At 38.3% G+C, this 22,513-nt stretch carries 19 protein-coding genes and 1 pseudogene; 14 read left to right on the forward strand and 6 right to left on the reverse strand.

What is annotated here, in order from left to right; genetic code table 11:
* Nucleotides 1–8: 8 nt before the first annotated feature.
* Nucleotides 9–530 carry a DUF962 domain-containing protein gene (locus ACIF8R_RS04740; protein WP_396479379.1) on the reverse strand — a complete coding sequence of 174 codons (522 nt, stop codon included), beginning with the start codon at nucleotides 528–530 and terminating at the stop codon, nucleotides 9–11.
* A 92-nt stretch (nucleotides 531–622) separates the two neighbouring features.
* Here ACIF8R_RS04740 and ACIF8R_RS04745 point away from each other — a divergent pair, with 92 nt between their 5' ends.
* Both ACIF8R_RS04745 and ACIF8R_RS04750 read left to right on the forward strand, forming a co-directional pair.
* On the forward strand, nucleotides 623–1,330 hold the full coding sequence (locus ACIF8R_RS04745) for a Crp/Fnr family transcriptional regulator (RefSeq protein WP_396479381.1): 708 nt from the start codon (nucleotides 623–625) through the stop codon (nucleotides 1,328–1,330).
* A gap of 169 nt (nucleotides 1,331–1,499) precedes the next feature.
* Entirely contained in the window at nucleotides 1,500–1,835 is a 336-nt protein-coding gene (locus ACIF8R_RS04750) for a hypothetical protein (protein ID WP_396479383.1), read from the forward strand.
* A 69-nt stretch (nucleotides 1,836–1,904) separates the two neighbouring features.
* Here the strand turns inward: ACIF8R_RS04750 and ACIF8R_RS04755 are convergent, their stop codons facing one another.
* A complete protein-coding gene (locus tag ACIF8R_RS04755) occupies nucleotides 1,905–2,375 on the reverse strand; it encodes a hypothetical protein (RefSeq protein ID WP_396479385.1) in 471 nt (156 codons plus the stop codon).
* 119 nt (nucleotides 2,376–2,494) lie between these two features.
* Between ACIF8R_RS04755 and ACIF8R_RS04760 the strand changes: the two genes are divergently transcribed.
* The 6 genes from ACIF8R_RS04760 to dapC all read left to right on the forward strand — a co-directional run bounded on the left by ACIF8R_RS04760 (nucleotide 2,495) and on the right by dapC (nucleotide 9,285).
* Complete coding sequence (locus tag ACIF8R_RS04760) at nucleotides 2,495–3,217, forward strand: AzlC family ABC transporter permease (protein ID WP_396479529.1); 723 nt, start codon at nucleotides 2,495–2,497, stop codon at nucleotides 3,215–3,217.
* Nucleotide 3,218: 1 nt separating this feature from the next.
* Nucleotides 3,219–3,560 (forward strand): L-valine transporter subunit YgaH, encoded by a 342-nt coding sequence (ygaH, locus tag ACIF8R_RS04765; RefSeq protein ID WP_396479387.1) that lies wholly within the window; start codon nucleotides 3,219–3,221, stop codon nucleotides 3,558–3,560.
* Nucleotides 3,561–3,689: 129 nt separating this feature from the next.
* Complete coding sequence (locus ACIF8R_RS04770) at nucleotides 3,690–4,079, forward strand: tautomerase family protein (RefSeq protein WP_263613526.1); 390 nt, start codon at nucleotides 3,690–3,692, stop codon at nucleotides 4,077–4,079.
* 102 nt (nucleotides 4,080–4,181) lie between these two features.
* Nucleotides 4,182–5,399 carry a formate-dependent phosphoribosylglycinamide formyltransferase gene (purT, locus tag ACIF8R_RS04775; protein WP_311071455.1) on the forward strand — a complete coding sequence of 406 codons (1,218 nt, stop codon included), beginning with the start codon at nucleotides 4,182–4,184 and terminating at the stop codon, nucleotides 5,397–5,399.
* Nucleotides 5,400–5,426: 27 nt separating this feature from the next.
* Nucleotides 5,427–8,090 carry a [protein-PII] uridylyltransferase gene (glnD, locus tag ACIF8R_RS04780; RefSeq protein WP_396479390.1) on the forward strand — a complete coding sequence of 888 codons (2,664 nt, stop codon included), beginning with the start codon at nucleotides 5,427–5,429 and terminating at the stop codon, nucleotides 8,088–8,090.
* A gap of 25 nt (nucleotides 8,091–8,115) precedes the next feature.
* Nucleotides 8,116–9,285, forward strand: coding sequence for a succinyldiaminopimelate transaminase (dapC, locus tag ACIF8R_RS04785; protein ID WP_396479531.1), 1,170 nt, complete (start codon nucleotides 8,116–8,118; stop codon nucleotides 9,283–9,285).
* Between the two features lie 57 nt (nucleotides 9,286–9,342).
* On the opposite strand, the gene ACIF8R_RS04790 is transcribed toward dapC, so the two are convergent.
* From ACIF8R_RS04790 to msrB, 4 genes and pseudogenes are all read right to left on the reverse strand, one after another.
* Entirely contained in the window at nucleotides 9,343–9,975 is a 633-nt protein-coding gene (locus ACIF8R_RS04790) for a LysE family translocator (RefSeq protein ID WP_396479392.1), read from the reverse strand.
* 64 nt (nucleotides 9,976–10,039) lie between these two features.
* Nucleotides 10,040–10,885, reverse strand: a pseudogene (locus ACIF8R_RS04795) (AraC family transcriptional regulator).
* A complete protein-coding gene (locus ACIF8R_RS04800; protein WP_002050111.1) occupies nucleotides 10,885–11,370 on the reverse strand; it encodes a glutathione peroxidase in 486 nt (161 codons plus the stop codon). The pseudogene ACIF8R_RS04795 and the gene ACIF8R_RS04800 overlap by 1 nt, the downstream one beginning before the upstream one ends.
* Nucleotides 11,367–11,786 carry a peptide-methionine (R)-S-oxide reductase MsrB gene (gene msrB, locus ACIF8R_RS04805; RefSeq protein WP_004702186.1) on the reverse strand — a complete coding sequence of 140 codons (420 nt, stop codon included), beginning with the start codon at nucleotides 11,784–11,786 and terminating at the stop codon, nucleotides 11,367–11,369. Before msrB ends, ACIF8R_RS04800 begins: the two co-directional genes overlap by 4 nt.
* Before the next feature lie 240 nt (nucleotides 11,787–12,026).
* On the opposite strand from msrB, the gene ACIF8R_RS04810 reads away from it, so the two are divergent.
* The 6 genes from ACIF8R_RS04810 (at nucleotide 12,027) to cysE (ending at nucleotide 22,412) form a co-directional block, all read left to right on the forward strand.
* Nucleotides 12,027–13,457 carry a pyridoxal phosphate-dependent aminotransferase gene (locus ACIF8R_RS04810; RefSeq protein ID WP_263613522.1) on the forward strand — a complete coding sequence of 477 codons (1,431 nt, stop codon included), beginning with the start codon at nucleotides 12,027–12,029 and terminating at the stop codon, nucleotides 13,455–13,457.
* Between the two features lie 464 nt (nucleotides 13,458–13,921).
* Nucleotides 13,922–15,229: a dicarboxylate/amino acid:cation symporter gene (locus ACIF8R_RS04815; protein WP_263613521.1), complete on the forward strand. Its 1,308-nt coding sequence runs from the start codon at nucleotides 13,922–13,924 to the stop codon at nucleotides 15,227–15,229.
* Nucleotides 15,230–15,912: 683 nt separating this feature from the next.
* Entirely contained in the window at nucleotides 15,913–16,980 is a 1,068-nt protein-coding gene (locus ACIF8R_RS04820) for a type II asparaginase (RefSeq protein WP_022574713.1), read from the forward strand.
* A 209-nt stretch (nucleotides 16,981–17,189) separates the two neighbouring features.
* Nucleotides 17,190–20,750: a DNA polymerase III subunit alpha gene (gene dnaE / locus ACIF8R_RS04825; protein ID WP_087606492.1), complete on the forward strand. Its 3,561-nt coding sequence runs from the start codon at nucleotides 17,190–17,192 to the stop codon at nucleotides 20,748–20,750.
* 14 nt (nucleotides 20,751–20,764) lie between these two features.
* Nucleotides 20,765–21,604, forward strand: a complete 840-nt coding sequence (locus tag ACIF8R_RS04830) for an RNA methyltransferase (protein WP_004887591.1) — start codon at nucleotides 20,765–20,767, stop codon at nucleotides 21,602–21,604.
* On the forward strand, nucleotides 21,597–22,412 hold the full coding sequence (gene cysE / locus ACIF8R_RS04835) for a serine O-acetyltransferase (RefSeq protein ID WP_311071465.1): 816 nt from the start codon (nucleotides 21,597–21,599) through the stop codon (nucleotides 22,410–22,412). Before ACIF8R_RS04830 ends, cysE begins: the two co-directional genes overlap by 8 nt.
* Nucleotides 22,413–22,513 lie beyond the last annotated feature (101 nt).

Consider the following 22,513-nt stretch of genomic DNA (forward strand, 5'->3'; position numbering starts at 1 on the left):
TTTTATGTTTAATGACTTAAATCCATCGCCTCTCGTTTACTACGCGCCTCTTGTAAAATACGCGCATGCAAAGGCTTTCTAAAACCCAGCATAAATATAAATTCTGCCAATACAAATAATGGCCCTATGGCAAGTCCAATCACATCATCAACAAAAGCAGGTTTTTTCTTTTCAAAATAATGCCCAACAAACTGAAAGACCCAACCCACCACAAAGAATCCAATACTTGCAGCTAACCATTGTCCTAAAGAAAACTCGGCAATTTGGCTTGCGAATGGATACGCAGCGACTAAAATAATCAGCATGAGTAAACCAAAAACTTTATCCAAAATGAAATAATAGATCGTACTAGCTGCAATCAACACTATAGCTAAAGTCAGTTTAAAACTGCCAATATCGACTCCAGCTCTCGCAGTTAAACATAAAATTGAAAACACGATGAGCGGAATACCGATAAAATGCGTCAAAATATTTTGATGGTTTAAATGATAAGCCGCATATTTGCTAAGCTGTCGCTCCAAATTTGACATGAGTTGTTCCCTATTCATCTATCTATAGTCATACTGTACAAATAAGGAAAACTTAAAGTTGTCAGCTATTTGACAAAGTAATGATTTTTTTCATGGATGGGCTGATATTGGATCTTATTTATATTAATCGATTAAGAGAAAACACGTGGTTTAGTTTGCTTCCAGAAGCATTCCAAAACTTTATTCTAGAGCATGGTAAGCAAAGAACCTTTGAAAAAAACAATTATGTGTTCCGTGCCCAAGATGTGTTTGATGGCATTTATACTGTGCTTGAAGGCTCAATTAGCTTGGGGTATGTCGATGTAAACGGGAATGAAGCCCTTTCTGCAATTGCTGAGCCAATTATGTGGTTTGGTGAAATATCCCTGATTGACCATGAACCGCGTTCACACGATGCGATTGCTTTGAAAAAAAGTATCGTTCTACATATTCCTGCAAAACCATTAAATGAGCTACTCAAGGACAATCCGTATTATTGGTACTACTTCGCGCGCTTAACCAGTCAAAAGCTCAGATATGTTTTTTTAGAACAGATCGCTATCCAAACACGCAGTATTTCTCAAAGACTTGCTCAACGTCTGTTGTTTATTTTAGAGGGTTATGGCAATCACATTTTTATCCAAGAAAAGCAAATTCACATTTCTCAAGAGCAATTAGCTAATATGCTAACTACTTCAAGACAGACCATTAATCACGAATTAAACTTGTTAGAAAAACAAAATATTATTAAAATTGCCTTTAGAAAAATTGAAATTTTAGATATCAAAAAATTAAGTTTAATTGCAAAATCTAATACTTAAAGGCTCTATATAATAAAAACTTAAAATTAAATTAAAAAATCAGATAACACTGCAAAATAAAACATTGTTCAAACTCTATTTCACAAAATAAGTATTCCAAAACAGAAATTTTCATTTTACACTCAGACTGAGCAATAATACTCAAAAACTCAACAAGGCGCTGATTAACATGAAAAAATTATCAACAATTCTTACAGCTGGCGTATTGGCAATGTTAAGTGTTTCGGCATTTGCATGTCCAAAGGGAACTCAACTCCAAGGAGGAACTGGACCACATCATAAAGGCGGTAAATGTGTTGCTGTAAGCGGCAAACCTACTGCTCAAAAAGCAAAAAAAGAAGCTGAAAAAACAAAACAAGATGTTAAAAAAGATATGAATGAGCAAAAACATGCTGCAATGACTAGCGCAACTCACGCTAAACAAGAAGCAAATCAAGCTACTCACCAAATGAAACAAGATGCTGTAAAAACTGCGAACAATGCTAAAACTACGACAAAACCATAATTAATATTGATTAATTTATAAGTTAAAAAAAGCGAGATTCAAAATCTCGCTTTTTTATATGCAATGACTTTATTTTGGAGATGTATTTCCTAAATTTGGATTTGCAATTGCATCCTTACACTGCTGTTTATCTCGCTCGTAATCAGCCTGTTTTTGAGCAACAGAATTTGAATTTTCCACAGTTTCTCTTGCCCACACATCTAGACTTGTTAAGGCTTTGCGGCAAAGTGCATATTTTCCTTCAGTTACCGAATCTGTCATTTTTACATTAATACGCCAATCTGTACTGAGCTGACGTAAGGGTTTACGAACCTTATCATTTATCTGACTAAGCTGTTTCCCATAGACTAAAGGATCAACCGTGTTAATTAATGTCCATGCCTTATTTGCATAGACCGTTGCATCATTCGTTAATTTCGGCGCTGGTTTAATTTCAACTTTTTTATCCGTGCTCTGATTCCCATTATCACAGCCTTGCAATATAAATACGCTCGCACTCAGGATGGCGATATAAACTAAACGAGTCTTTGATTTGAACATATCAAACTGCCGAATTAAACATTTCGGCACTATGCTATTAAATTCAGCTACAATACTCAATCTTTCAAGTTTTTATAATTGGTTTACTGCCAAGGTGTTTTGTGTCAAATCAACAACAGATGGCTGCTCAAACAGCAACTTTTTGGCAAGGTGCCAAAGATAGTCAAGCCATCGTACTTACCTATTTACCCGTTTCTTTTGCTTTTGGCGTTTCTGCATCTCAATTTGGTTTTAGTCCGTGGGAAGCATTTTTTCTTTCTTGCTCGATGTATGCCGGAGCTAGTCAATTTCTGGTTGTGGCACTTTTAGCTAGTGGTTCATCTATTTGGTTAACTGCCCTAACGGTTATTGCACTTGATATTCGCCATGTCCTTTATGGCCCAGCGCTCTATAACCTAATTCCGAATAAACTGAACTTAAAAAAGACGGCTGTTTGGGCTTGGGGTCTTACAGATGAAGTTTTTGCGAGTGGAATGATTCAGCTTTCACAGCGCAAGCAACAATGGTCTGAATCTTGGATGTTAGGTTTAAGTCTGTTCAGCTGGATGTCGTGGGCAAGTGGTTCGTTGTTAGGTGGACTCTTTGCAGATCAAGTCGCTCATCTTCCAAAATTTTTACAAGCAGCTCTAGACTTTTTACTACCCGCTTTATTTTTAAGTTTTTTACTCGCGGCTTTTGAACGTAAACATACTTTGGTTGTCGCTGTATCTTTAGTGGTTTCAGCCTTAGCCTGTTATTGGATTAACTTATCTGCTGCTATTTTTATTGGTATTTTTTCAGGCATTTTAGCGGGTCTATTTAAACATTATGTGCTGAAACAGTTTGATGAGGTTGAAGCCTAATATGAACTTAGAAATTATTTTGGTCGGTATTATTGTTGGTATTGCCAATTTTGCTTCACGCTTTGGGCCATTCTTTGTTATACAAAAACTACAAGGTACTCATCAAAAACGTGGTTCTGTCTGGATAAAAATTGCATTGGGAAGTATTGGTATATCTGCAATTAGCGCCATGCTTGTGGTTGCCACCCTTCCACCACTTCTTAAAAATCCAGATAAAAGTTTAGCAATGCTCATCGGCTTTCTGGTTTTAGCAGGTCTTTATTTTAAATTTAAGAAAATTGTTCCAGCAACGTTAACTGCTGCGCTCGTTTATGGCTTGATCTACACTTATTTACCTTTATAAATAGATAAACTTATCAACCTTATATAATATATAAATACTAGAAGTGATTAAAAATAATGACTTCTTAGTATGAAAACTCATTTTTGAAATTTATTAAAAGATAACACCATCTAGCGATTAGAGATAAAAATGTCACAAGTTAAAATTTATGCAAATGAACAAACCATCATGCAATATCGAGAAATGCTTTCTCATGCAGTTCATCAAGCGCTGATTGAAGAATTGAAATACCCAATAGAGAAAAAATTTCAAAGGTTTATTAGCCTTAAACCGGAAAACTTTATCTATCCATCAGATCGAAGCCAGCACTACGTTATTATTGAACTTTCAATGTTTACTGGCCGAAGTACCGAAGCCAAGAAAAGATTAATCCAAACTTTATTTCGTAATATTGAACAGTATTGCCGAATTGCCCCACAAGACATTGAAATCACTATTTTTGAAACCCCTAAAGAAAATTGGGGCATCCGTGGTCAAAACGCAGATGAATTACGGTTAAATTATCAAGTTAACGTTTAAAAATGACTTACCGCATTGTCTGACAAAATTCATCTTTTTATGCGTTATAAGGCTTAACTCCACCATAAGTTCTGCTATGCTTAAAAAAATAATTTTGTCAGGATGATTCGCATGAGCGTGACACTCGGTACCCCACTTCAATCTTCTGCATTTAAAGTTTTATTGTTAGGTTCAGGAGAGCTTGGCAAAGAAGTTGTAATTTCTTTACAACGCCTTGGTGTTGAAGTACATGCAGCCGACCGTTATGATCACGCACCAGCCATGCAAGTTGCACACTTTTCTTATGTGTTAAATATGGCTGATCCTGCTCAATTAAAACAGCTCATTGAAAAAGTTAAACCGAATTTAATTGTTCCAGAAATTGAAGCAATTGCGACAGAAGTTTTGCTTGAGATTGAAGCTAACCAAACAGCAACTGTTATTCCTTCTGCTAAAGCTGTAAACCTCACCATGAACCGTGAAGGTATTCGTCGCCTTGCGGCTGAAGAGCTTGGTTTACCTACTTCTGCTTATCGTTTTGCTGACTCTTTAGAAAGTTTCCGCGCTGCTTGTGATGATATTGGTTATCCTAACTTTGTAAAACCAGTCATGTCATCTTCAGGTAAAGGTCAGTCTCGTGTAAAAAGTTTCGATGAAGTCGATGCGGCTTGGGAATATGCAATGCAAGGTGGCCGTGTTAATCAAGGCACTGTCATTATTGAATCTCAAATTGATTTTGATTTTGAAATTACCTTACTTACTGTTCGTGCTAAAAACCCTGAAACCGGTGAAATTGAAACTCACTACTGTGACCCAATTGGCCACCGCCAAGATGCAGGCGATTATGTAGAAAGCTGGCAACCTCAACCCATGACCCCTGCTGCACTTGAAGAAGCAAAACGTATTGCAAATAAAGTGACAACAGCACTTGGTGGCTGTGGTATTTTTGGTGTAGAACTGTTTATTAAGGGCGATAAAGTTTGGTTCAGTGAAGTTTCACCTCGTCCACACGACACAGGACTTGTAACTTTAGCGTCTCAGTATCAAAGTGAATTTGAACTGCATGCACGTGCCATTTTAGGTTTACCTGTAAACACAGCACGCCACAGTGTGGCCGCCAGTGCCGTAATTTATGCAGGTGTAGATGCTAACAATTTAAGTTATAGCAATCTGAATGTAGCTTTAGCTCATCCAGATACCGACTTACGTTTGTTTGGTAAACCGGAAGGTTTCAAACGTCGTCGTATGGGTGTTGCAACTGCTCGTGCTGAAAATACTGATCTTGCTCGTACTTTAGCGAAAGAAACCGCTGATCAAGTAAGTGTTCAAACAAACTCTTAATTTTTACTTATTGGTAGACCCATTTTCATGATCAATACATCGCCATTGTTGAACTATGTCTCAAGTCATCATGATATTAAAGCCATTAATCAGTGGCGAACGGATGTAGAAAAGCAATTGCAAGATTCATATGAAAATGGGCAATCTATTCGTGAAATTATTAAAGCCCGTTCAGATCTAGTTGATGAGGCACTGATCTTTTTATGGAAACATGCTGAACTTGATCAGGCTGAATTGGGTCTTTTTGCTGTAGGTGGCTATGGGCGCCGTGAAATGCTACCCTACTCTGACGTCGATATCATGATTTTGTCAGAACATGAAATCAGTGAAGAAAATGAAAAACGTATCTCTACTTTTATTTCTTCATTATGGGACGTTGGAAACTTTAAACCCGGCATTAGCGTTCGTACCATTCAAAGTTGTGTTGAGCAGGCTGCTACCGATTTAACCGTTGCAACAACACTCATTGAAGCGCGTTTAATTACAGGTAATACTCAACTTGCGAGATGGCCTCGCCGCATTGTTTCGCAGACGTGGACAGATAAAACCTTTTATGACGCAAAAATGGCAGAACAAGCTAAGCGTTACCACCAACACAACAATACTGAAAGTAATTTAGAACCTGACATTAAAAATGCACCCGGCGGTATTCGCGATATTAACCAGATTGGTTGGATTGCCAAACGCCACTTCCGTGTAAACCGTATTTATGACTTAGTACATTTAGGCTTTATTTCAGAATTTGAGTTGGGTGTTTTAGAAGAAGCTGAAAGTTTTCTTTGGGAAATTCGTCACCACTTACACCGTTTAGCGAAACGTGACGAAAACCGTTTGCTTTTTGACCATCAAAGAGAAATCGCCGCAAAATTTGGCTATGTTCGTCAAGAAGGTCAACCTGTAAATTACGGCGTTGAGCAGTTCATGAAACGCTACTACCGTACGGCGCAGCAAGTTTCGACACTGAATGAAATGCTACTGGCGTATTTTAGCGAATCGGTGATTACCCCTCGACTCCCCAACTACGAACGCAAAATTGAAGTTGTTAACGATCACTTTAAAATTGTCGATAATAAACTTGCCGTACAGCATCATAAAATATTTGCAGAACATCCAAGTGCGATTTTAGAGTTGTTCTATATTTTAGCGAATAGACCAGATATCGAAGGTATTCGTGCTCGTACTTTGCGTTTATTGATTCTTGCAGCGAAAAGAATTAACCAAAATTACCGTAATAACCCAGAAAACCAAGCATTGTTTATGTCGATTATTCGCTCACCATATCGTCTATACGATACCTTGGTTGCGATGAAACGTTATGGTGTTTTAGGAAACTATATTCCTGCTTTTGGTCAAATTATGGGTCTTATGCAATATGACCTATTCCATATCTATACAGTCGATGCTCATACTTTATTATTACTGCGCAATTTAAATCGTTTTAGAGAACCTGAATTTGCTAAAGAGTTCCCTGTTGTAAGTTCAGTTTTCCAACGTCTTGCGCGTCAAGATATTGTATTTATTGCTGCTTTATTCCATGACATCGCAAAAGGTCGTGGTGGTGACCATAGCGAACTCGGTGCCGAAGATGCGATTGAGTTTGGGCGTGCACATGGCTTTACAGAACGTGAATGCAAATTAATTGCTTGGTTGATTCAAAACCATTTGCTCATGTCACTCACTGCTCAGAAAAAAGATATTTCCGATCCAGATGTCGTCAAAGACTTTGCAGAAAAACTTGGCGATATGGAGCATCTCGATTATCTATACACCTTAACGGTTGCCGATATTAATGCGACAAATCCAAAACTTTGGAACACATGGCGTGCCTCGCTTATGCGTCAGCTTTATACGCATGCCCGTGATGTAATCCGTACCGGTTTAGGCCGTCCTGTTGACTATCAAATGCTGATTGAAGACACCAAATTTGCAGCAAGTGAATTACTCGTGAATAACTTCGCATTAGCAGATGTCGAAAAAGTATGGCAAGAACTGGGTGATGAATACTTCATTAAAGAATCGGCAGATGAAATTGCATGGCACACACAAGCAATTTTAAAACATGGTGATAACCCAGAGCCATTAGTCCTCTTGCGTGCTCACCGTAAAGCAGCTCAAGATGCGGTACAAATCTTTATTTATACACGCGATCAACCTAACCTGTTTGCTACAACCGTTGCCGTTTTAGACCGAATGAACCTAGACGTTCAGGACGCAAAAATTATCACGGCAAGTACAGCATTTAGCTTAGACACCTATGTTGTACTGGATCGTTTCGGTACATTGCTTACCGACCCAGAACGCGAAGAAACTGTTAAAAATGCATTGGTGAAGGCGCTTAGTCAGCCAGACCAATATCCGGGACTCATGCAACGCCGTATTCCACGTCAATTACGTCACTTTGACATTGAAAATACAGTCGACGTTACATTGAATGAAGCTTTACAGCAAAACATGGTCGAAATTTCAACACTTGACCATCCTGGCCTACTTGCACGTGTAGGTGGTTTATTTATGATGCAAGGTTTAGACATCCATTCAGCCCGAATTGCAACTTTAGGTGAACGTGCCGAAGATATTTTCTTTGTCACCAAAAAAGATGGGAAACCGCTGAATCACGAAGAGGTTAAACTCTTCTCGGAAAAACTGAAAGCTGCATTAGATGAAGCATCTAATCAAATTTGTCAGCACTGAAACTCAACTACTTGGTAACTGTTTAATGAACTCTAGCTTGTCGTTATTACATCCGTATCCATTTGAAAAGTTAAACCAACTTTTTAAGGATATTACCCCAGCTAACCTTCCCTTGATTCCTCTATCAATTGGCGAACCGAAGCACCCAGCACCAGAGTTTGTTAAACAGGCTATTATTGATAACTTTAACCATCTATCCACTTACCCAAACAGTAAAGGCTTACCTGAGCTTCGCCAAAGTATTGCAGACTGGCTAACTAAGCGTTTTAAACTGAATAGTATTAGTGCTGAAAACCACATTTTGCCAGTGTCTGGTACGCGTGAAGGAATTTTCTCTTTTGTTCAAGCATTAATTAACCGTGAAGATGCACCGTATGTGGTAATGCCGAATCCGTTTTATCAAATTTATGAAGGTGCAGCATTACTTGCCGGCGCAAAGCCATATTTCATTAATTGTACAGAAGAAAACGGATACTTAGGTGATTTTGATGCAGTGCCAGCTGAAGTATGGGAAAAAACAGCCCTTCTTTTTGTATGTACACCGGGGAACCCAACAGGTACTGTGCTTTCTAAAGAACAATTTAAAAAGCTGATTGCCTTATCTGATCGATATAATTTTGTTATTGCTTCTGATGAATGTTATTCAGAACTTTGGTTCGACCAAGCCCCTACAGGTTTATTAGAAGTTTGTGCTGAACTTGGACGTGATGACTACAAAAACTGTATCGTCTTCCATTCACTTTCAAAACGTTCAAACTTACCGGGTATGCGCTCAGGTTTTGTAGCAGGTGATGCTGATTTATTAAAACCATATTTGCAATACCGTACCTATCACGGTGCAGCAATGCCTGTTCAACATCAACTTGCATCAATTGCGGCATGGAATGATGAAGATCATGTTGAAGAAAACCGTAAGCAATATCGTGCAAAATTTGACTTATTCCAATCTGAACTAGGCCATTTACTGCCATTACAAAAACCTGATGCTGGTTTTTACTATTGGCTAAAAGTTGATAATGATGAAACTTTTGCCAAGATGCTCATGGAAAAAGCACACATTAAAGTTTTACCGGGTCGTTATCTATCTCGTGATACGGAACAAGGTAACCCTGGAGCCAACCATGTACGTATGGCTTTAGTGGCAGACTTGGCACAATGTGAAGAAGTAGTTATGCGTTTAAAAGCAGTTCTTTAAGTCTCTTCTTGGCAGTTGTACAGCCTTTTACTCAGGTTGTACAACTGGGCTATAACACTATTTATAGGTAATCAAAAGCACAGCAAAAATAATAAAAGCAATACTAGAACAATAGTATAAACCTGTCGCAGAGCGCTTAATTTTGTCTAAAACCCGCCCCTGAGTAAGTAATCCAATCAGTAGAATATTCCAACCAAGAACAACTCCAACCATCCATACACTCATGAGCAGTTTTTGAATTAAGCTGAACTTATATTGTATAAGCAGCATCAAACTACTATAAAACATAATATTTTTAGGATTTAGAAGACTAGACTGCACACCTAACATTAAACTTTTAATTTTGTTTTTCTTAAGGTTGGCTTGATCACTTAAATTATTGTCTTCAGTTGAAAAAGATAAAACACTAGATCTGGCTGCCTTAAAGCAAAGAACACTCAAATAAACTAAATAAGCTGCACTAAGCCATTTCAATAATGTAAGAATGCTACTGCTCAAATCTCCAAGCAGCATAAAACCAAACAAACATGCAGCTAAAATTAAAGCATTTCCGAAAGTAATGCCCAAAACAACACCATAGGTATAACCGCGTCCTTTTTGCAGAAGACTAGTGAGAATTAAAAAGAAATCTGGACCCGGAGATAACAATGCTAAGAAATGAGTAAATACGAGAACTAAAAAAATTTCCATAACAGCTTCATCTATAAAACAGTCTGGAAAATCTTAAAAATAGAAGCGAATCATTTCTTGTAAATTATTGCGCGGCTGCAAGTTGAAACTGTCGAGGAGTAACTCCAGTATGGGCTTTAAATGCTTTATGAAAATGACTTTGATCACTAAAGCCTAAATTGACAGCCAGCTCTGCGAGTGAAATTCCTTGTTTAAGGAGTTCTCGAGCTTGGTTAATCTTTAAATTTATTTGAAAGGCATGTGGTGTTAAACCAACATTGGCTTTAAATAGCCGTATGATTGCCTATCTGCTCAAACCAACCTGCTGGGCAAGTTCCTCTAAAGAAATAAAATTCTCAGAAGAAGTAATCACATCGACCAAATTTAGAAAATCTTTATATAAATATTGAGGTTTTTGTATTTCTTCTAAAATAAAATGAGGCAATAACAAATGTATAAGACAATGAAGAAGCGCCTGTTCCTTTTCAAGAATTAGCTTTTGCGTATCAAAAAGTGTCTTATTCATTTCAGTAAGAGCTTTGTATAAAGTTTCATCTTTTATAATGATCGGCTTATGCTGTGGCAGATGCAAATCAAAACCTTGCTGTTGAAACTCTGAATATAACTGGCTTAACCAAGTCAGATCTAAATGCAACATTTGGTAACTCCAAGCCATATTTGGCTTAGGATTACAAGAATGCTCAATATGGGCGGGTACAATAACTAAAGTACCCGCGGAGATCTCTTGCGCAGTGCTAAAAGAACTTTTAAAAATACTATTCCCTTCGTCTACAGCACCAATTGAAAATGTTGGATGGCTATGAGACTTATAACATGTTCGGCTAAAACACGACCTTCGAGTTTCAACATATGGCATTCGCCGATCTTGCCAAAACTCGAAAGGTTGAGGAATAGCGTTCATTGAATCGATTAGCCCGCTAATGCTTTTTCAATATCGGCTTCCAATGCCTCTGGTTTAGTTGTAGGTGCATAACGATTTAAAACTGAACCATCTTTGCCAACCAAAAACTTGGTAAAGTTCCATTTAATACTACTACTTCCCAAAATTCCTTTTGCTTCACGTGTTAAATATCTAAAAATCACATGAGCTTCAGGGCCTTTTACATCTACTTTGGCAAACATAGGGAACTTCACCCCATAATTTCGCTGGCAGAATGCTCCGATTTCTTTATTATTTCCTGGATCTTGCCCACCAAACTGATTGCAGGGAAAACCTAAAACTTCTAAACCTTGATCTTTATATTTTTCATAAAGTTTTTCGAGACCCGCAAATTGTGGAGTAAAACCACATTTGCTGGCAGTATTTACAATTAATAAAACTTTACCTTTGTAATCAGCAAATTGCTTAATATCACCTTCTAACAATTCAGCTTCAAACTGATAAATGTTACTCATGGATAAGTTTCCTCGTCATTTTTTTCTTGTGTTTTAAGTTGTAATGATGCCGAGTTCACACAGTAGCGCAAACCAGTCGGCTGTGGTCCATCTTCAAAAACATGCCCAAGATGAGCTTCGCAATCATGACAAACAATTTCTGTTCTGACCATACCATGCGTTAAATCTTCATGTTCTTCAATGACCGTTCCATTTACTGGACGAAAGAAACTTGGCCAGCCGCAACCGCTATCGTATTTCGCATCTGATGAGAACAATTCCGCGCCACAACAACGACAAACATAAGTACCGTGTTGCTTAGTGTTCCAGTATTGCCCCGTAAAAGCTGGTTCAGTGCCCTTTTGTCGCGTTATCCGATATTCTTCTGGTGATAACTCTCTTTGCCATTCCCGGTCTGTTTTATTAACTTTTCCCATGAGCTGCACCTTTTATTCTGATGTAAACATAAATTGATAATCGTATTTTATATTTACGCCATTCATCAAAAAAACACTAGTCTCTGAACGTAAAATTTGTTGGAATTTAATCATCTAAGTAATGGAAAGCAAAAGGTAAGCAAATTATAAAAACAAAAGTAAGCAGATTTATGCTTTATTTTCTTTCAAGGAAGCAAAGATGGTGCTATTCTTGTTTGGCACGGTTGTATAGGACAAAACATGTCTCAGAAAAAAAGTGTGCTTTTCCAGCAACTATTACCAGTTATCAAACAGTATCAGCAATCGGGCTTTACCCATGAAAAAATTGTTGAATTACTAAAAGATCAACACGATCTGAATTTGGTGACAGTTAAAACATTTAAAAGTTATTTATACCGATATGCAAAAGTGAATCCAGCTATGTCTAAAAATACTGCTACTCTCCAATCCATGCCAACTTCTCGGGAAATTAAGAAATCATCGAAGCTTGAGCATGTTTGCTATGACATTCGCGGACCTGTATTACGAGCCGCCAATGAAATGGAAGAGCAAGGACATAAAATCATTAAGCTAAATATCGGCAACCCTGCTCCATTTGGTTTTGAAGCACCACAAGAAATTATTAATGACGTTGCTTTAAACCTGCCAAATGCAATTGGCTATGTTGACTCAAAAGGTATCTTTCCAGCACGTAAAGCGATCTGCCAGTATTACCAGCAAAAAGGCATCCTAAATATGCACGTGAATGACGTGTATATCGGTAACGGCGTGTCTGAACTTATTGTCATGGCTATGCAAGGTCTACTTGATGATGGCGATGAAATGCTCATTCCAATGCCGGACTATCCACTTTGGACAGCAGCCGTTAATCTTTCAGGTGGTACTGCCATTCACTATAAATGTGATGAAGAAAACAGTTGGTATCCAGATATTGCCGATATTGAAAGTAAAATTACTTCAAATACGCGCGGTATTGTGATTATTAACCCAAACAATCCAACTGGTTCGGTATATCCACGCCACGTGCTTGAACAAATTGTGGCACTTGCCAAGAAATACGACCTCATTCTATTTGCTGACGAAATTTACGACAAAATTGTTTATGACGGAATTGAGCACGTTTCAGTTGCCTCTTTAGCCGGCGATCAGCTATGTATTTCGTTCAATGGCTTATCAAAAGCTTATCGTATTGCTGGTTTCCGTTCAGGTTGGATGGCAATCACAGGCGATAGAAGTCGTGCATTAGATTATATTGAAGGCCTAGACATGTTGGCTTCTATGCGTTTATGTGCAAACGTACAAGCTCAATATGCAATTCAAACTGCACTTGGTGGCTATCAATCTATTAATGACTTAATCCGCCCGGGAGGTCGTTTATATGAACAGCGCAATATCGCATGGGAAATGTTAAATGAGATTCCTGGGGTAAGCTGTGTTAAACCAGAAGGTGCAATGTATTGTTTCCCACGACTTGATCCTAACATTTACCCAATCGAAGACGATGAAAAATTAATGTTAGATTTACTTCGTGCCGAAAAAGTACTTTTAGTACAAGGAACGGGATTTAACTGGCCAACACCAGACCATTTCCGCGTTGTTTTCTTACCAGCAGAAAATGAATTACGTGAAGCAATTGGTCGTTTAGGTCGTTTCTTAGCAAATCGCCGTTAAAAAATGCATAATAAAAAAGGCATCTTAAATTAGATGCCTTTTTTGTTTTTTATATCATCTATATATGCATTTAAAATTTATTCGCTTCTATTTAAAAAATTAATAAATTAAATTAATATATTGATTCATATATTTTTTTAATAAATTTAATTCACTACACTCGTTCCCTAAAAAGAAACTAAGATTTTTTACCATTCGATTAAATTATTATATTTTTCCTTTATTTGCTTTTTAGCAATTATGCAAAAAATGCATGAGTTGATATTTTTTTGCATTTCACACTGCTTCAAAATCGAGCAACAATCCCTTTCCATAACAACATCACCATATTCGATTCGGTTAACACTGATGCAGATTTAGGAAGATGAAATCAGTTAAAGGACCGAACTGAAGTTACAAGGAAAGCTTTTCAATCATCTCTAGCCCATCTAAAAGATGATTGAACCCAAAGGATAGAGGTTCATATGAAGCAAAAGAAATTGCTCAAGTATATTGTGGTTGCTATTTTATTAGGAGTATTGACGGGTTGGATCTGTCACCACTTCTTTAACGAAGGTGAGCAACTGAAGCAAATCGCTTCTTATTTTAATATCGTCACAGATATCTTTTTACGTCTCATCAAAATGATTATTGCACCATTGGTATTTGCCACAATTGTGTCTGGCATTGTATCTATGGGTAAATCAACTTCTATTGGTAGTATCACGCTTAAGTCAATGACTTGGTTTATTACTGCGTCGTTTGTATCGCTTGCAATCGGTATGGGCTTAGTCAACTTTTTCCAGCCTGGCGCAGCATTAAATTTAGTATTACCAACAGCTCAAGAACTCAGTAGCGCCACTCTCCCAGCGACTACTGGCTTTACACTACAGTCATTCTTAAGCCATGTATTCCCGCGCAGTATTGCAGAAGCAATGGCAAATAATGATATTTTACAAGTGCTTGTCTTTGCCATCTTCTTTGGTTCAGCACTTGCTTATGTAAATCAGGGTAAAGAAAAAGACTCCGTTATTATTCGTCTAACGGATGAACTCAGTAAAATCATGTTCCGTATTACTGATTACGTCATGAAATTTGCACCTGTAGCAGTGTTTGCAGCGATTGCATCTGCAATTACCGTACAAGGCCTAGGCTTAATTGTTGACTACGGTATTTTAATTGCAGAGTTCTACTTCGGTCTTTTATTACTTTGGATCATTTTGTTCTCTGTTGGTGCAATCGTACTTAAAAAAGATATCTTCCGTTTAGGTAAGTTAATTCGAGAACCTGTAACACTTGCTTTTGCTACAGCTTCGAGCGAATCGGCTTATCCTAAAGTTATGGATGCCTTAAATAAGTTCGGTGTGCCTAAAAAAGTGACCAGTTTCGTTTTACCTTTGGGTTATTCATTTAACCTAGATGGTTCAATGATGTACACCACATTTGCAGTACTCTTTATTGCGCAGGCTTACCATATTGATTTGAGCTTCACCCAACAAATCTTGATTTTGTTAACGCTTATGGTGACAAGTAAAGGTATTGCAGGTGTTTCGAGAGCTTCTATTGTGGTGATTTCAGCAACCCTGACGATGTTCCATTTACCTGAAGCTGGCATTTTATTATTGCTCGGAATTGACCAATTCCTAGATATGGGTCGCACCGCTACAAATGTGGTTGGTAATAGTATTGCTACCGCAGTCGTCGCAAAACTTGAAGGTGACAAAGTTGCTGATATTGAAGAGTCACCAGAACCTGTATTAATTAAAACAACACAAGAACAAACGATCGCTTAAGTTTCTCTTTTCTCCCACTCTCCCAACTAAAGAGCAATTTTATATGACCAATAAAATTGCTCTTTTTTTATTCTAAAATTAAACAATAAAAATTTACGGATATTTTTATATTAAATGATAGCCTAAAAAATAGATTTTAACTCCTATTAAATTTATCAAACCCAAACCTTAAAAAAAGAATAAAAACCAAACAATCAAAATTTATATTTTTAAAAATACAGATGAATTGCTTACTTTTTAATTCAATTTATTGCTTATTATTTATATTAAATAACTGAAATTATTATTGAGTTTAACTATATGAATTTTAATATTATTTATAATTTTAACTATAACATTAAAAATCAACAATATAAAATTATCACATGGTAAATAAAACTTCAAAACCACCTATTATTTTTTATTTTTATAATAATAAAAAAGTCATTTGTAATCTTTATATAAAAAAGTAAAAAAAGAGAGATAAATTAGAAAAACTTAATAGATTTTTTATTTTTTTCATGATATTTATTAGCGCTGAATAAGAGCAATGACTAAATGATTGTTGTCGAAACAAAATGATATTCAGGGATGCTTCTTATTCAGACAAGTTGCGAATATGTTTTATATGGTATGTATTTTGCTTAGGAAAAGCAGGCGTATTCAGCAAACTTCTACTTCGTCACTTCATAAGGATATTTTCGATGTTGACTAAAACTGTTAAATCTTTCGGTTTAGCTATGGGCTTATTGGCCTGCTCTCTCCCACTTTACGCAAAAAACAATGTTGTTGTCGTTGCTACTGGCGGTACAATCGCTGGTGCTGGCGCAAGCTCAGCAAATAGTGCAACTTACACAGCAGCAAAAGTTCCAGTTGATGCTTTAATCAATGCAGTGCCACAAATCAAAGATTTGGCAAATGTAAGCGGCATTCAAGCATTACAGGTTGCTTCTGAAAGTATTACTGACAAGGAATTATTACAAATTGCTCGTCAAGTAAACGACCTTGTTAAGAAGCCATCTGTGAATGGTGTCGTAATTACTCATGGTACAGATACTTTAGAAGAAACAGCATTTTTCTTAAATCTTGTTGTTCATACTGACAAACCAATTGTTGTTGTTGGTTCAATGCGTCCTTCAACTGCACTTTCAGCAGATGGACCACTTAACCTTTATAGCGCAGTTGCTTTAGCAGCTTCTGATGAAGCAAAAAATAAAGGCGTTATGGTTCTCATGAACGACTCTATTTTTGCTGCACGTGATGTAACTAAAGGCATTAACATTCATACAAATGCTTTTGTTAGCCAATGGGGTGCTTTAGGTACATTAGTTGAAGGTAAACCATACTGGTTCAGACAGTCTGTTAAACGTTTTGCAAATGCTTCAGAATTTAATATTGAAAATATTAAAGGTGATGCACTTCCACTCGTACAAATCGTTTACGGTTCAGACTCTATGCTTCCTGATGCTTATGAAGCATATGCAAAAGCTGGCGCTAAAGCGATTATCCATGCGGGTACAGGTAACGGTTCTGTTGCGAACTATATCGTTCCAACTTTACAAAAACTTCATGATAAAGACGGTATTCAAATTATCCGTTCATCACGTGTACCACAAGGTTTCGTATTACGTAATGCTGAACAACCTGATGATAAATATGGTTGGGTAGCTGCTCATGACTTAAACCCACAAAAAGCACGTCTTCTTGCAGCTTTAGCTCTTACTAAGACTAATGATGCTAAAGAAATTCAACGTATGTTCTGGCAGTACTAAGTTTTTCAACCAGCCCAAACTGATTTGGGCTGGTTCTTTTCTCCTTAATTCTCTCCTTGAAAATACACTCCATCTTTGGTCAATCCTCCACTTTCGTGTTCTCAACATTCTGTTTAAATACTAAAATCCATAACAGTTGCCAAAATATTAAGCATTTCGTTTGAACTTTGCGTGTTAAACTATGCTTCGGTCGCATTAAGGATTGGTTTATGCAGTTTGTTCATCTCGGTATTTACACAGAATTTTCGATTACAGAGTCGATTGTTCGCATACCCGACTTGGTCAAGGCTGCTGTAAAGGATGAAATGCCTGCGCTGGCACTTACCGACTTATCCAACCTGCATGCTGCTGTAAAGTTTTATAACTCTTGTCTAAAAAAGGGTATTAAACCTATTTTAGGTAGCACCATCCGTCTTAACGATGCCCAGCATCGTGCAACGTTACTTGCAATGAGTGAGGTTGGATGGAAAGGTATGACTGAAATTGTTTCGCGTGGCTTCATTGAAGGTCAACAACTCAGTATCCCTTGCGTACAAAAAGAATGGGTTCTAGAACAACACCAAGATATTATTGTTTTACTGGGTCAGCACAGCGATGTTGGGCAAATGCTTTGCTCATCTAACCCACAAAAAGCTGAACCTTTACTCGAAGAATGGATCGAAAAGTTTGGCGATCGTGTTTATCTTGCTTTAACACGTACTGATCGTCCGGGCGAAGAAGACTTTATTCAAGAAGCTGCCAAACTTGCAGCTAAATACAAAATTGGTGTAGTTGCACATAACGATGTGCACTTTGTTGAAAAAGAAGACTTCGAAGCACACGAAGCACGTGTATGTATTGCAGATGGTTATGTTTTAGCAGATGACCGACGTCCACGTTTATATAGCCCGGAACAGCATTTCAAAACCTCAGATGAAATGATCGAGCTATTTTCAGACATCCCGAGTGCTATTGAAAACACATATCATATTGCTAAACGCTGTAATGTCAGCTTAAAACTCGGCACTTACTTCTTACCTGAGTACCCAATTCCTGATGGTTTTACCATCGACAGCTATTTTGAGCACTTATCAAAAGAAGGTTTGGAAGAGCGTTTAAACTATCTTTACCCAGTTGAAAAACGTGGTGAAGACTGGCCAGAAATTCGTAAGCCATATGATGAGCGAATTGATTATGAAGTCGGAATCATTCTTAAAATGGGATTCCCCGGCTACTTCCTTATCGTCATGGACTTCATTCAATGGGCAAAAAATAATGGTGTCCCTGTAGGCCCGGGCCGTGGTTCTGGTGCTGGTTCATTGGTTGCATATAGCTTAAAAATTACCGACCTTGACCCTCTTCGTTACGATCTACTCTTTGAACGTTTCTTAAACCCAGAACGTGTATCGATGCCCGACTTTGACGTCGACTTCTGTATCGCAGGTCGTGACCGTGTTATTGACTATGTATCACGTACTTATGGCCGTGAAGCGGTTTCCCAGATTGCCACGTTCGGTACCATGGCTGCAAAAGGTGCGATTCGTGACGTTGCCCGTGTTTTAGGTAAATCTTATGGTCTAGCTGACCGTATTTCAAAAATGGTTCCAACTAAACCACTCGGTGTAGATTTGGCAACTGCGATTGAGATGGAACCTCAGCTTAAAGATATCGTCACTAATCCTTCAAACCCAGATAATGATGATGCCAGTGAAATTTGGGAAATGGCATTAAAGTTAGAAGGCATTACCCGAAATACCGGTAAACATGCCGGTGGTGTTGTTATTGCACCCGGTAAAATTACCGATTTCTCTGCGGTACTTTGTGACGCCGACGGTACTAACCGTGTAGCTCAATACGATAAAGATGACGTAGAAGCTGCAGGTCTCGTAAAATTCGACTTCTTGGGCTTACGTAACTTAACAGTTATTGAAGATGCTATTCAAAATATTAATAAAAATCGTGGCAATGACCCTTTAAACATTTCTCACGTCCCTCTTGACGATCCTAAAGCTTATTCTGTCTTTGCCGATGCAAATACAACCGCGGTATTCCAGTTTGAATCCGTCGGTATGAAACGAATGCTGAAAGAGGCACGTCCAAGTAAATTCGAAGAAATTATTGCGTTCGTGTCTTTGTATCGTCCGGGCCCGATGGACCTGATTCCTGACTTTATTCACCGTATGCATGGTGGAGATTTTGAATATCTTCATCCTTTGCTTGAAGGCGTATTAGAGCCAACCTACGGGATTATGGTTTACCAAGAACAGGTAATGCAAACTGCACAGATTTGTGCGGGTTATACGCTCGGTGGCGCTGACTTACTTCGCCGTGCAATGGGTAAAAAGAAACCTGAAGAAATGGTGAAACAACGCCAAATCTTCCTTGAAGGTGCTGGACAAAAAGGTATTGATGAAAGCACAGCGAACCATATCTTTGACTATATGGAAAAGTTCGCAGGCTATGGTTTCAACAAATCACACGCAGCTGCTTATGCGCTTGTTGCATATCATACAGCATGGTTAAAAGCACATTATCCTGCCGAGTTTATGGCAGCAGTAATGTCATCGGAAATGCAGAACACTGACAGTGTCGTATTTTTGATTGATGACTGTCGAAATAACGGACTCGAGGTCTTACCTCCATCGGTTAACATGTCGACTTATCATTTCCATGCCAGTGATGATAAAACCATTGTTTATGGTTTAGGTGCAATTAAAGGCGTTGGTGAACAGGCCATGCAGTCTGTTATTGACTCCCGTCGTCAACAAGGGCCTTATACCGACCTATTCGACTTCTGCCACCGTATTGATTTGAAAAAAATCAATAAACGAACTTTAGAGGCACTTATCCGTGCTGGTGCGCTAGATTGTTTAGGTATTGAACGTTCGAGTTTAATGGCTCAATTGCCTGAAGCCGTACAAGCTGCTGAACAAGCCCGAAGTAACCGTGAAAGCGGCATTATGGACTTATTTGGTGAAGTTGAAGAAGTTCAACGTAAACCCGCTAAGCCAGTTAAGCCGTGGAGCGATGAAGTTCGTCTTAAGGGTGAAAAAGACACACTTGGTTTGTATTTAACAGGTCACCCTATTGATGTTTACCGTCAAGAACTCAAAGCCTTTATTCCTGCAAAACTTAATGAAATTACCGCAACTCGTCGTGGCGTAACGACTGTTTATGCAGGTCTTGTTCTTGATGTAGCCAACTTCCCAAACCGTGTTGTTATCGTACTCGACGATGGAACAGCACGTATTGAAGTAAGCTGTAACCATGAGCGTTTCCAACGCTTTAAAGATATCATTCAAGTTGAACGTGTAGTCGTCTTTGAAGGCGAAATTTATGAGCGTGAAGGCTTTGATCGTCCAATGGGGCGATTAACCAAAGCATTTAACTTAAATGAAATCAGACAAAAACGTGCCAATAGTATTCAAATCAAATTAACCCATGATTTAATGCAACCAAGTTTGGCTAAAGATCTACAAAATATATTATTGCCTTATTGTAACGTCGATATGCATCAGCATATTGCAATACAACTACAGATTGACCAACCATATGCGCAAGCTGAGCTTCAGCTTGGTCCGCAATGGAAAGTCGCTCCTTTAGATGAACTTCTTGCCAAACTGAGAGATTACTTTGGCAAAGATAATATTCATATTGAATATCAGGTAAAATCTAAGGCAGCTAAAGCAGCAGAACCTGTTCGTCCACAACCTGTTGCCTCACCTCCTGTGGACATGACTATTGATGATGCGTTGGATTCATACCAAAGCGAAGTTTCTCAATATTCGTAATTTCTGGAAATCTTATGAGTTTGTTTGACGACACCGCTGTGTCAAAACAATTAGCACAAGTGCGTATTGTCATGGTCAATACCACTTTGCCTGCTAATATTGGCAGTGCTTTACGCGCAATGAAAACAATGGGCTTGAGTAAGTTGGTTCTGGTTTCACCAAAGACCTATCCACATCCAGATATTCAGGCGCTTGCTGCTGGTGCACAAGATTTATTAGAACAAGTTGAAATTGTTGAAACACTCGAAGACGCGATTAAAGATTGCCATTTAGTTTTTGGAACAAGTGCGCGTAGTCGTACTATTCCATGGCCTTTGCTTGATGTACGCCCTGCTTCCAAAGAAGCAATTAAGGCAGCTTCACAAGGTCAACAGATTGCGATCGTTTTCGGACGTGAAGACCGCGGCTTAACCAACGAAGAATTAGCTTTAGCAAACTATCACCTTACTATTCCTGTAAACTCGGACTATGGTGTACTTAACGTTGCTCAAGCGATTCAAGTCGTATGTTACGAACTTCGCATGTCGGTATTAGAGCAAAAAGAGTCTGTTTCTGATGATGGACAAATGCCACTTGCCCAAGGCCAAAGCATGCAATGGGATGAGCCTTTAGTCACTCAGCAACAAATGGAAGAGTTTTACCCTCACTTGGAAAAAATGCTCACTGAAATTGAATTTTTAGATCCAGAAAATCCTCGTTTATTACCTTTACGCTTGCGTCGTTTATTTGGTCGTATACAATTAGATCGTATGGAATATCATTTACTTCGCGGTATTTTTAGTCGAGTTCAAGCTCTGACTAGCGGCAAATGGAAAAAAGCATCATCGGATAAGGAGGATCAATCCAATGCTTAAACAGCTTAAAGAAGATATACAGGCTGTATTCGCGCGAGATCCTGCTGCACGAAATACATTTGAAGTACTCACCACTTATCCTGGTATTCATGCCTTGCTCTTGCACAGACTTGCACATGAGCTTTGGAAAAAAGATTGCAAAGGGACTGCCCGCTTTGTTTCATCATTTAGCCGTTTTGCAACAGGTATTGAAATCCATCCTGGTGCCAAAATTGGTAAACGCTTCTTTATCGATCATGGTATGGGCGTTGTAATTGGTGAAACTGCTGAAATTGGTGACGATGTAACGCTTTATCATGGTGTTACCTTAGGTGGTACCACATGGAAAACTGGCAAACGCCATCCAACGCTAGAAGATGGTGTGGTTGTAGGGGCTGGTGCAAAAATCTTAGGCCCATTTACAGTAGGTAAAGGTGCTAAAGTTGGTTCAAATGCTGTTGTGACAAAAGCGGTTCCTGCTGGTGTAACAGCAGTTGGAAACCCTGCTCGCTATATTTATAAAGATGCCGACAAAACTAAAGATAAAGATGAAGAACGTCGCCGTGATTATGCACAGAGTATTGGTTTTGCTCCGTATGCGACTACTGCTGATCAATCTGACCCAATTTTAGAAGGAATGCGAGTTTTACTTGACCGTATTCAACATAATGAAACACGTATGAATAGTTTGTGCCAACGCTTATCTGAACTTGACCCCACTTTCAAAAAAGAAAGCCAAGATGAACAGCCTTTTAGTGATGAAGAGCTAAAAATTCTTGAAGAAGTTCGTCGTGAATGCGGTGCACAAAATAAGACATCAAAAACGTAATATTCTTGATTCATAATGTAACACGCTTACCCTTGCATGTGGGTTTAGCTTTTCCTAGACTTAGCTGTACCAAATCTGACTTTACTAAAATGAACGGAAGA

Source organism: Acinetobacter sp. ABJ_C4_1 (genome assembly GCF_044538495.1).
GTDB lineage: Bacteria > Pseudomonadota > Gammaproteobacteria > Pseudomonadales > Moraxellaceae > Acinetobacter > Acinetobacter nosocomialis_A.

Coding starts and splice junctions, on each gene's coding strand:
- ACIF8R_RS04740 (WP_396479379.1), bottom strand. CDS start 530: ATGTCAAATTTGGAGCGACAGCTTAGCAAATATGCGGCTTATCATTTA.
- ACIF8R_RS04745 (WP_396479381.1), top strand. CDS start 623: ATGGATGGGCTGATATTGGATCTTATTTATATTAATCGATTAAGAGAA.
- ACIF8R_RS04750 (WP_396479383.1), top strand. CDS start 1,500: ATGAAAAAATTATCAACAATTCTTACAGCTGGCGTATTGGCAATGTTA.
- ACIF8R_RS04755 (WP_396479385.1), bottom strand. CDS start 2,375: ATGTTCAAATCAAAGACTCGTTTAGTTTATATCGCCATCCTGAGTGCG.
- ACIF8R_RS04760 (WP_396479529.1), top strand. CDS start 2,495: ATGGCTGCTCAAACAGCAACTTTTTGGCAAGGTGCCAAAGATAGTCAA.
- ygaH (WP_396479387.1), top strand. CDS start 3,219: ATGAACTTAGAAATTATTTTGGTCGGTATTATTGTTGGTATTGCCAAT.
- ACIF8R_RS04770 (WP_263613526.1), top strand. CDS start 3,690: ATGTCACAAGTTAAAATTTATGCAAATGAACAAACCATCATGCAATAT.
- purT (WP_311071455.1), top strand. CDS start 4,182: ATGATTCGCATGAGCGTGACACTCGGTACCCCACTTCAATCTTCTGCA.
- glnD (WP_396479390.1), top strand. CDS start 5,427: ATGATCAATACATCGCCATTGTTGAACTATGTCTCAAGTCATCATGAT.
- dapC (WP_396479531.1), top strand. CDS start 8,116: ATGAACTCTAGCTTGTCGTTATTACATCCGTATCCATTTGAAAAGTTA.
- ACIF8R_RS04790 (WP_396479392.1), bottom strand. CDS start 9,975: ATGGAAATTTTTTTAGTTCTCGTATTTACTCATTTCTTAGCATTGTTA.
- ACIF8R_RS04800 (WP_002050111.1), bottom strand. CDS start 11,370: ATGAGTAACATTTATCAGTTTGAAGCTGAATTGTTAGAAGGTGATATT.
- msrB (WP_004702186.1), bottom strand. CDS start 11,786: ATGGGAAAAGTTAATAAAACAGACCGGGAATGGCAAAGAGAGTTATCA.
- ACIF8R_RS04810 (WP_263613522.1), top strand. CDS start 12,027: ATGTCTCAGAAAAAAAGTGTGCTTTTCCAGCAACTATTACCAGTTATC.
- ACIF8R_RS04815 (WP_263613521.1), top strand. CDS start 13,922: ATGAAGCAAAAGAAATTGCTCAAGTATATTGTGGTTGCTATTTTATTA.
- ACIF8R_RS04820 (WP_022574713.1), top strand. CDS start 15,913: ATGTTGACTAAAACTGTTAAATCTTTCGGTTTAGCTATGGGCTTATTG.
- dnaE (WP_087606492.1), top strand. CDS start 17,190: ATGCAGTTTGTTCATCTCGGTATTTACACAGAATTTTCGATTACAGAG.
- ACIF8R_RS04830 (WP_004887591.1), top strand. CDS start 20,765: ATGAGTTTGTTTGACGACACCGCTGTGTCAAAACAATTAGCACAAGTG.
- cysE (WP_311071465.1), top strand. CDS start 21,597: ATGCTTAAACAGCTTAAAGAAGATATACAGGCTGTATTCGCGCGAGAT.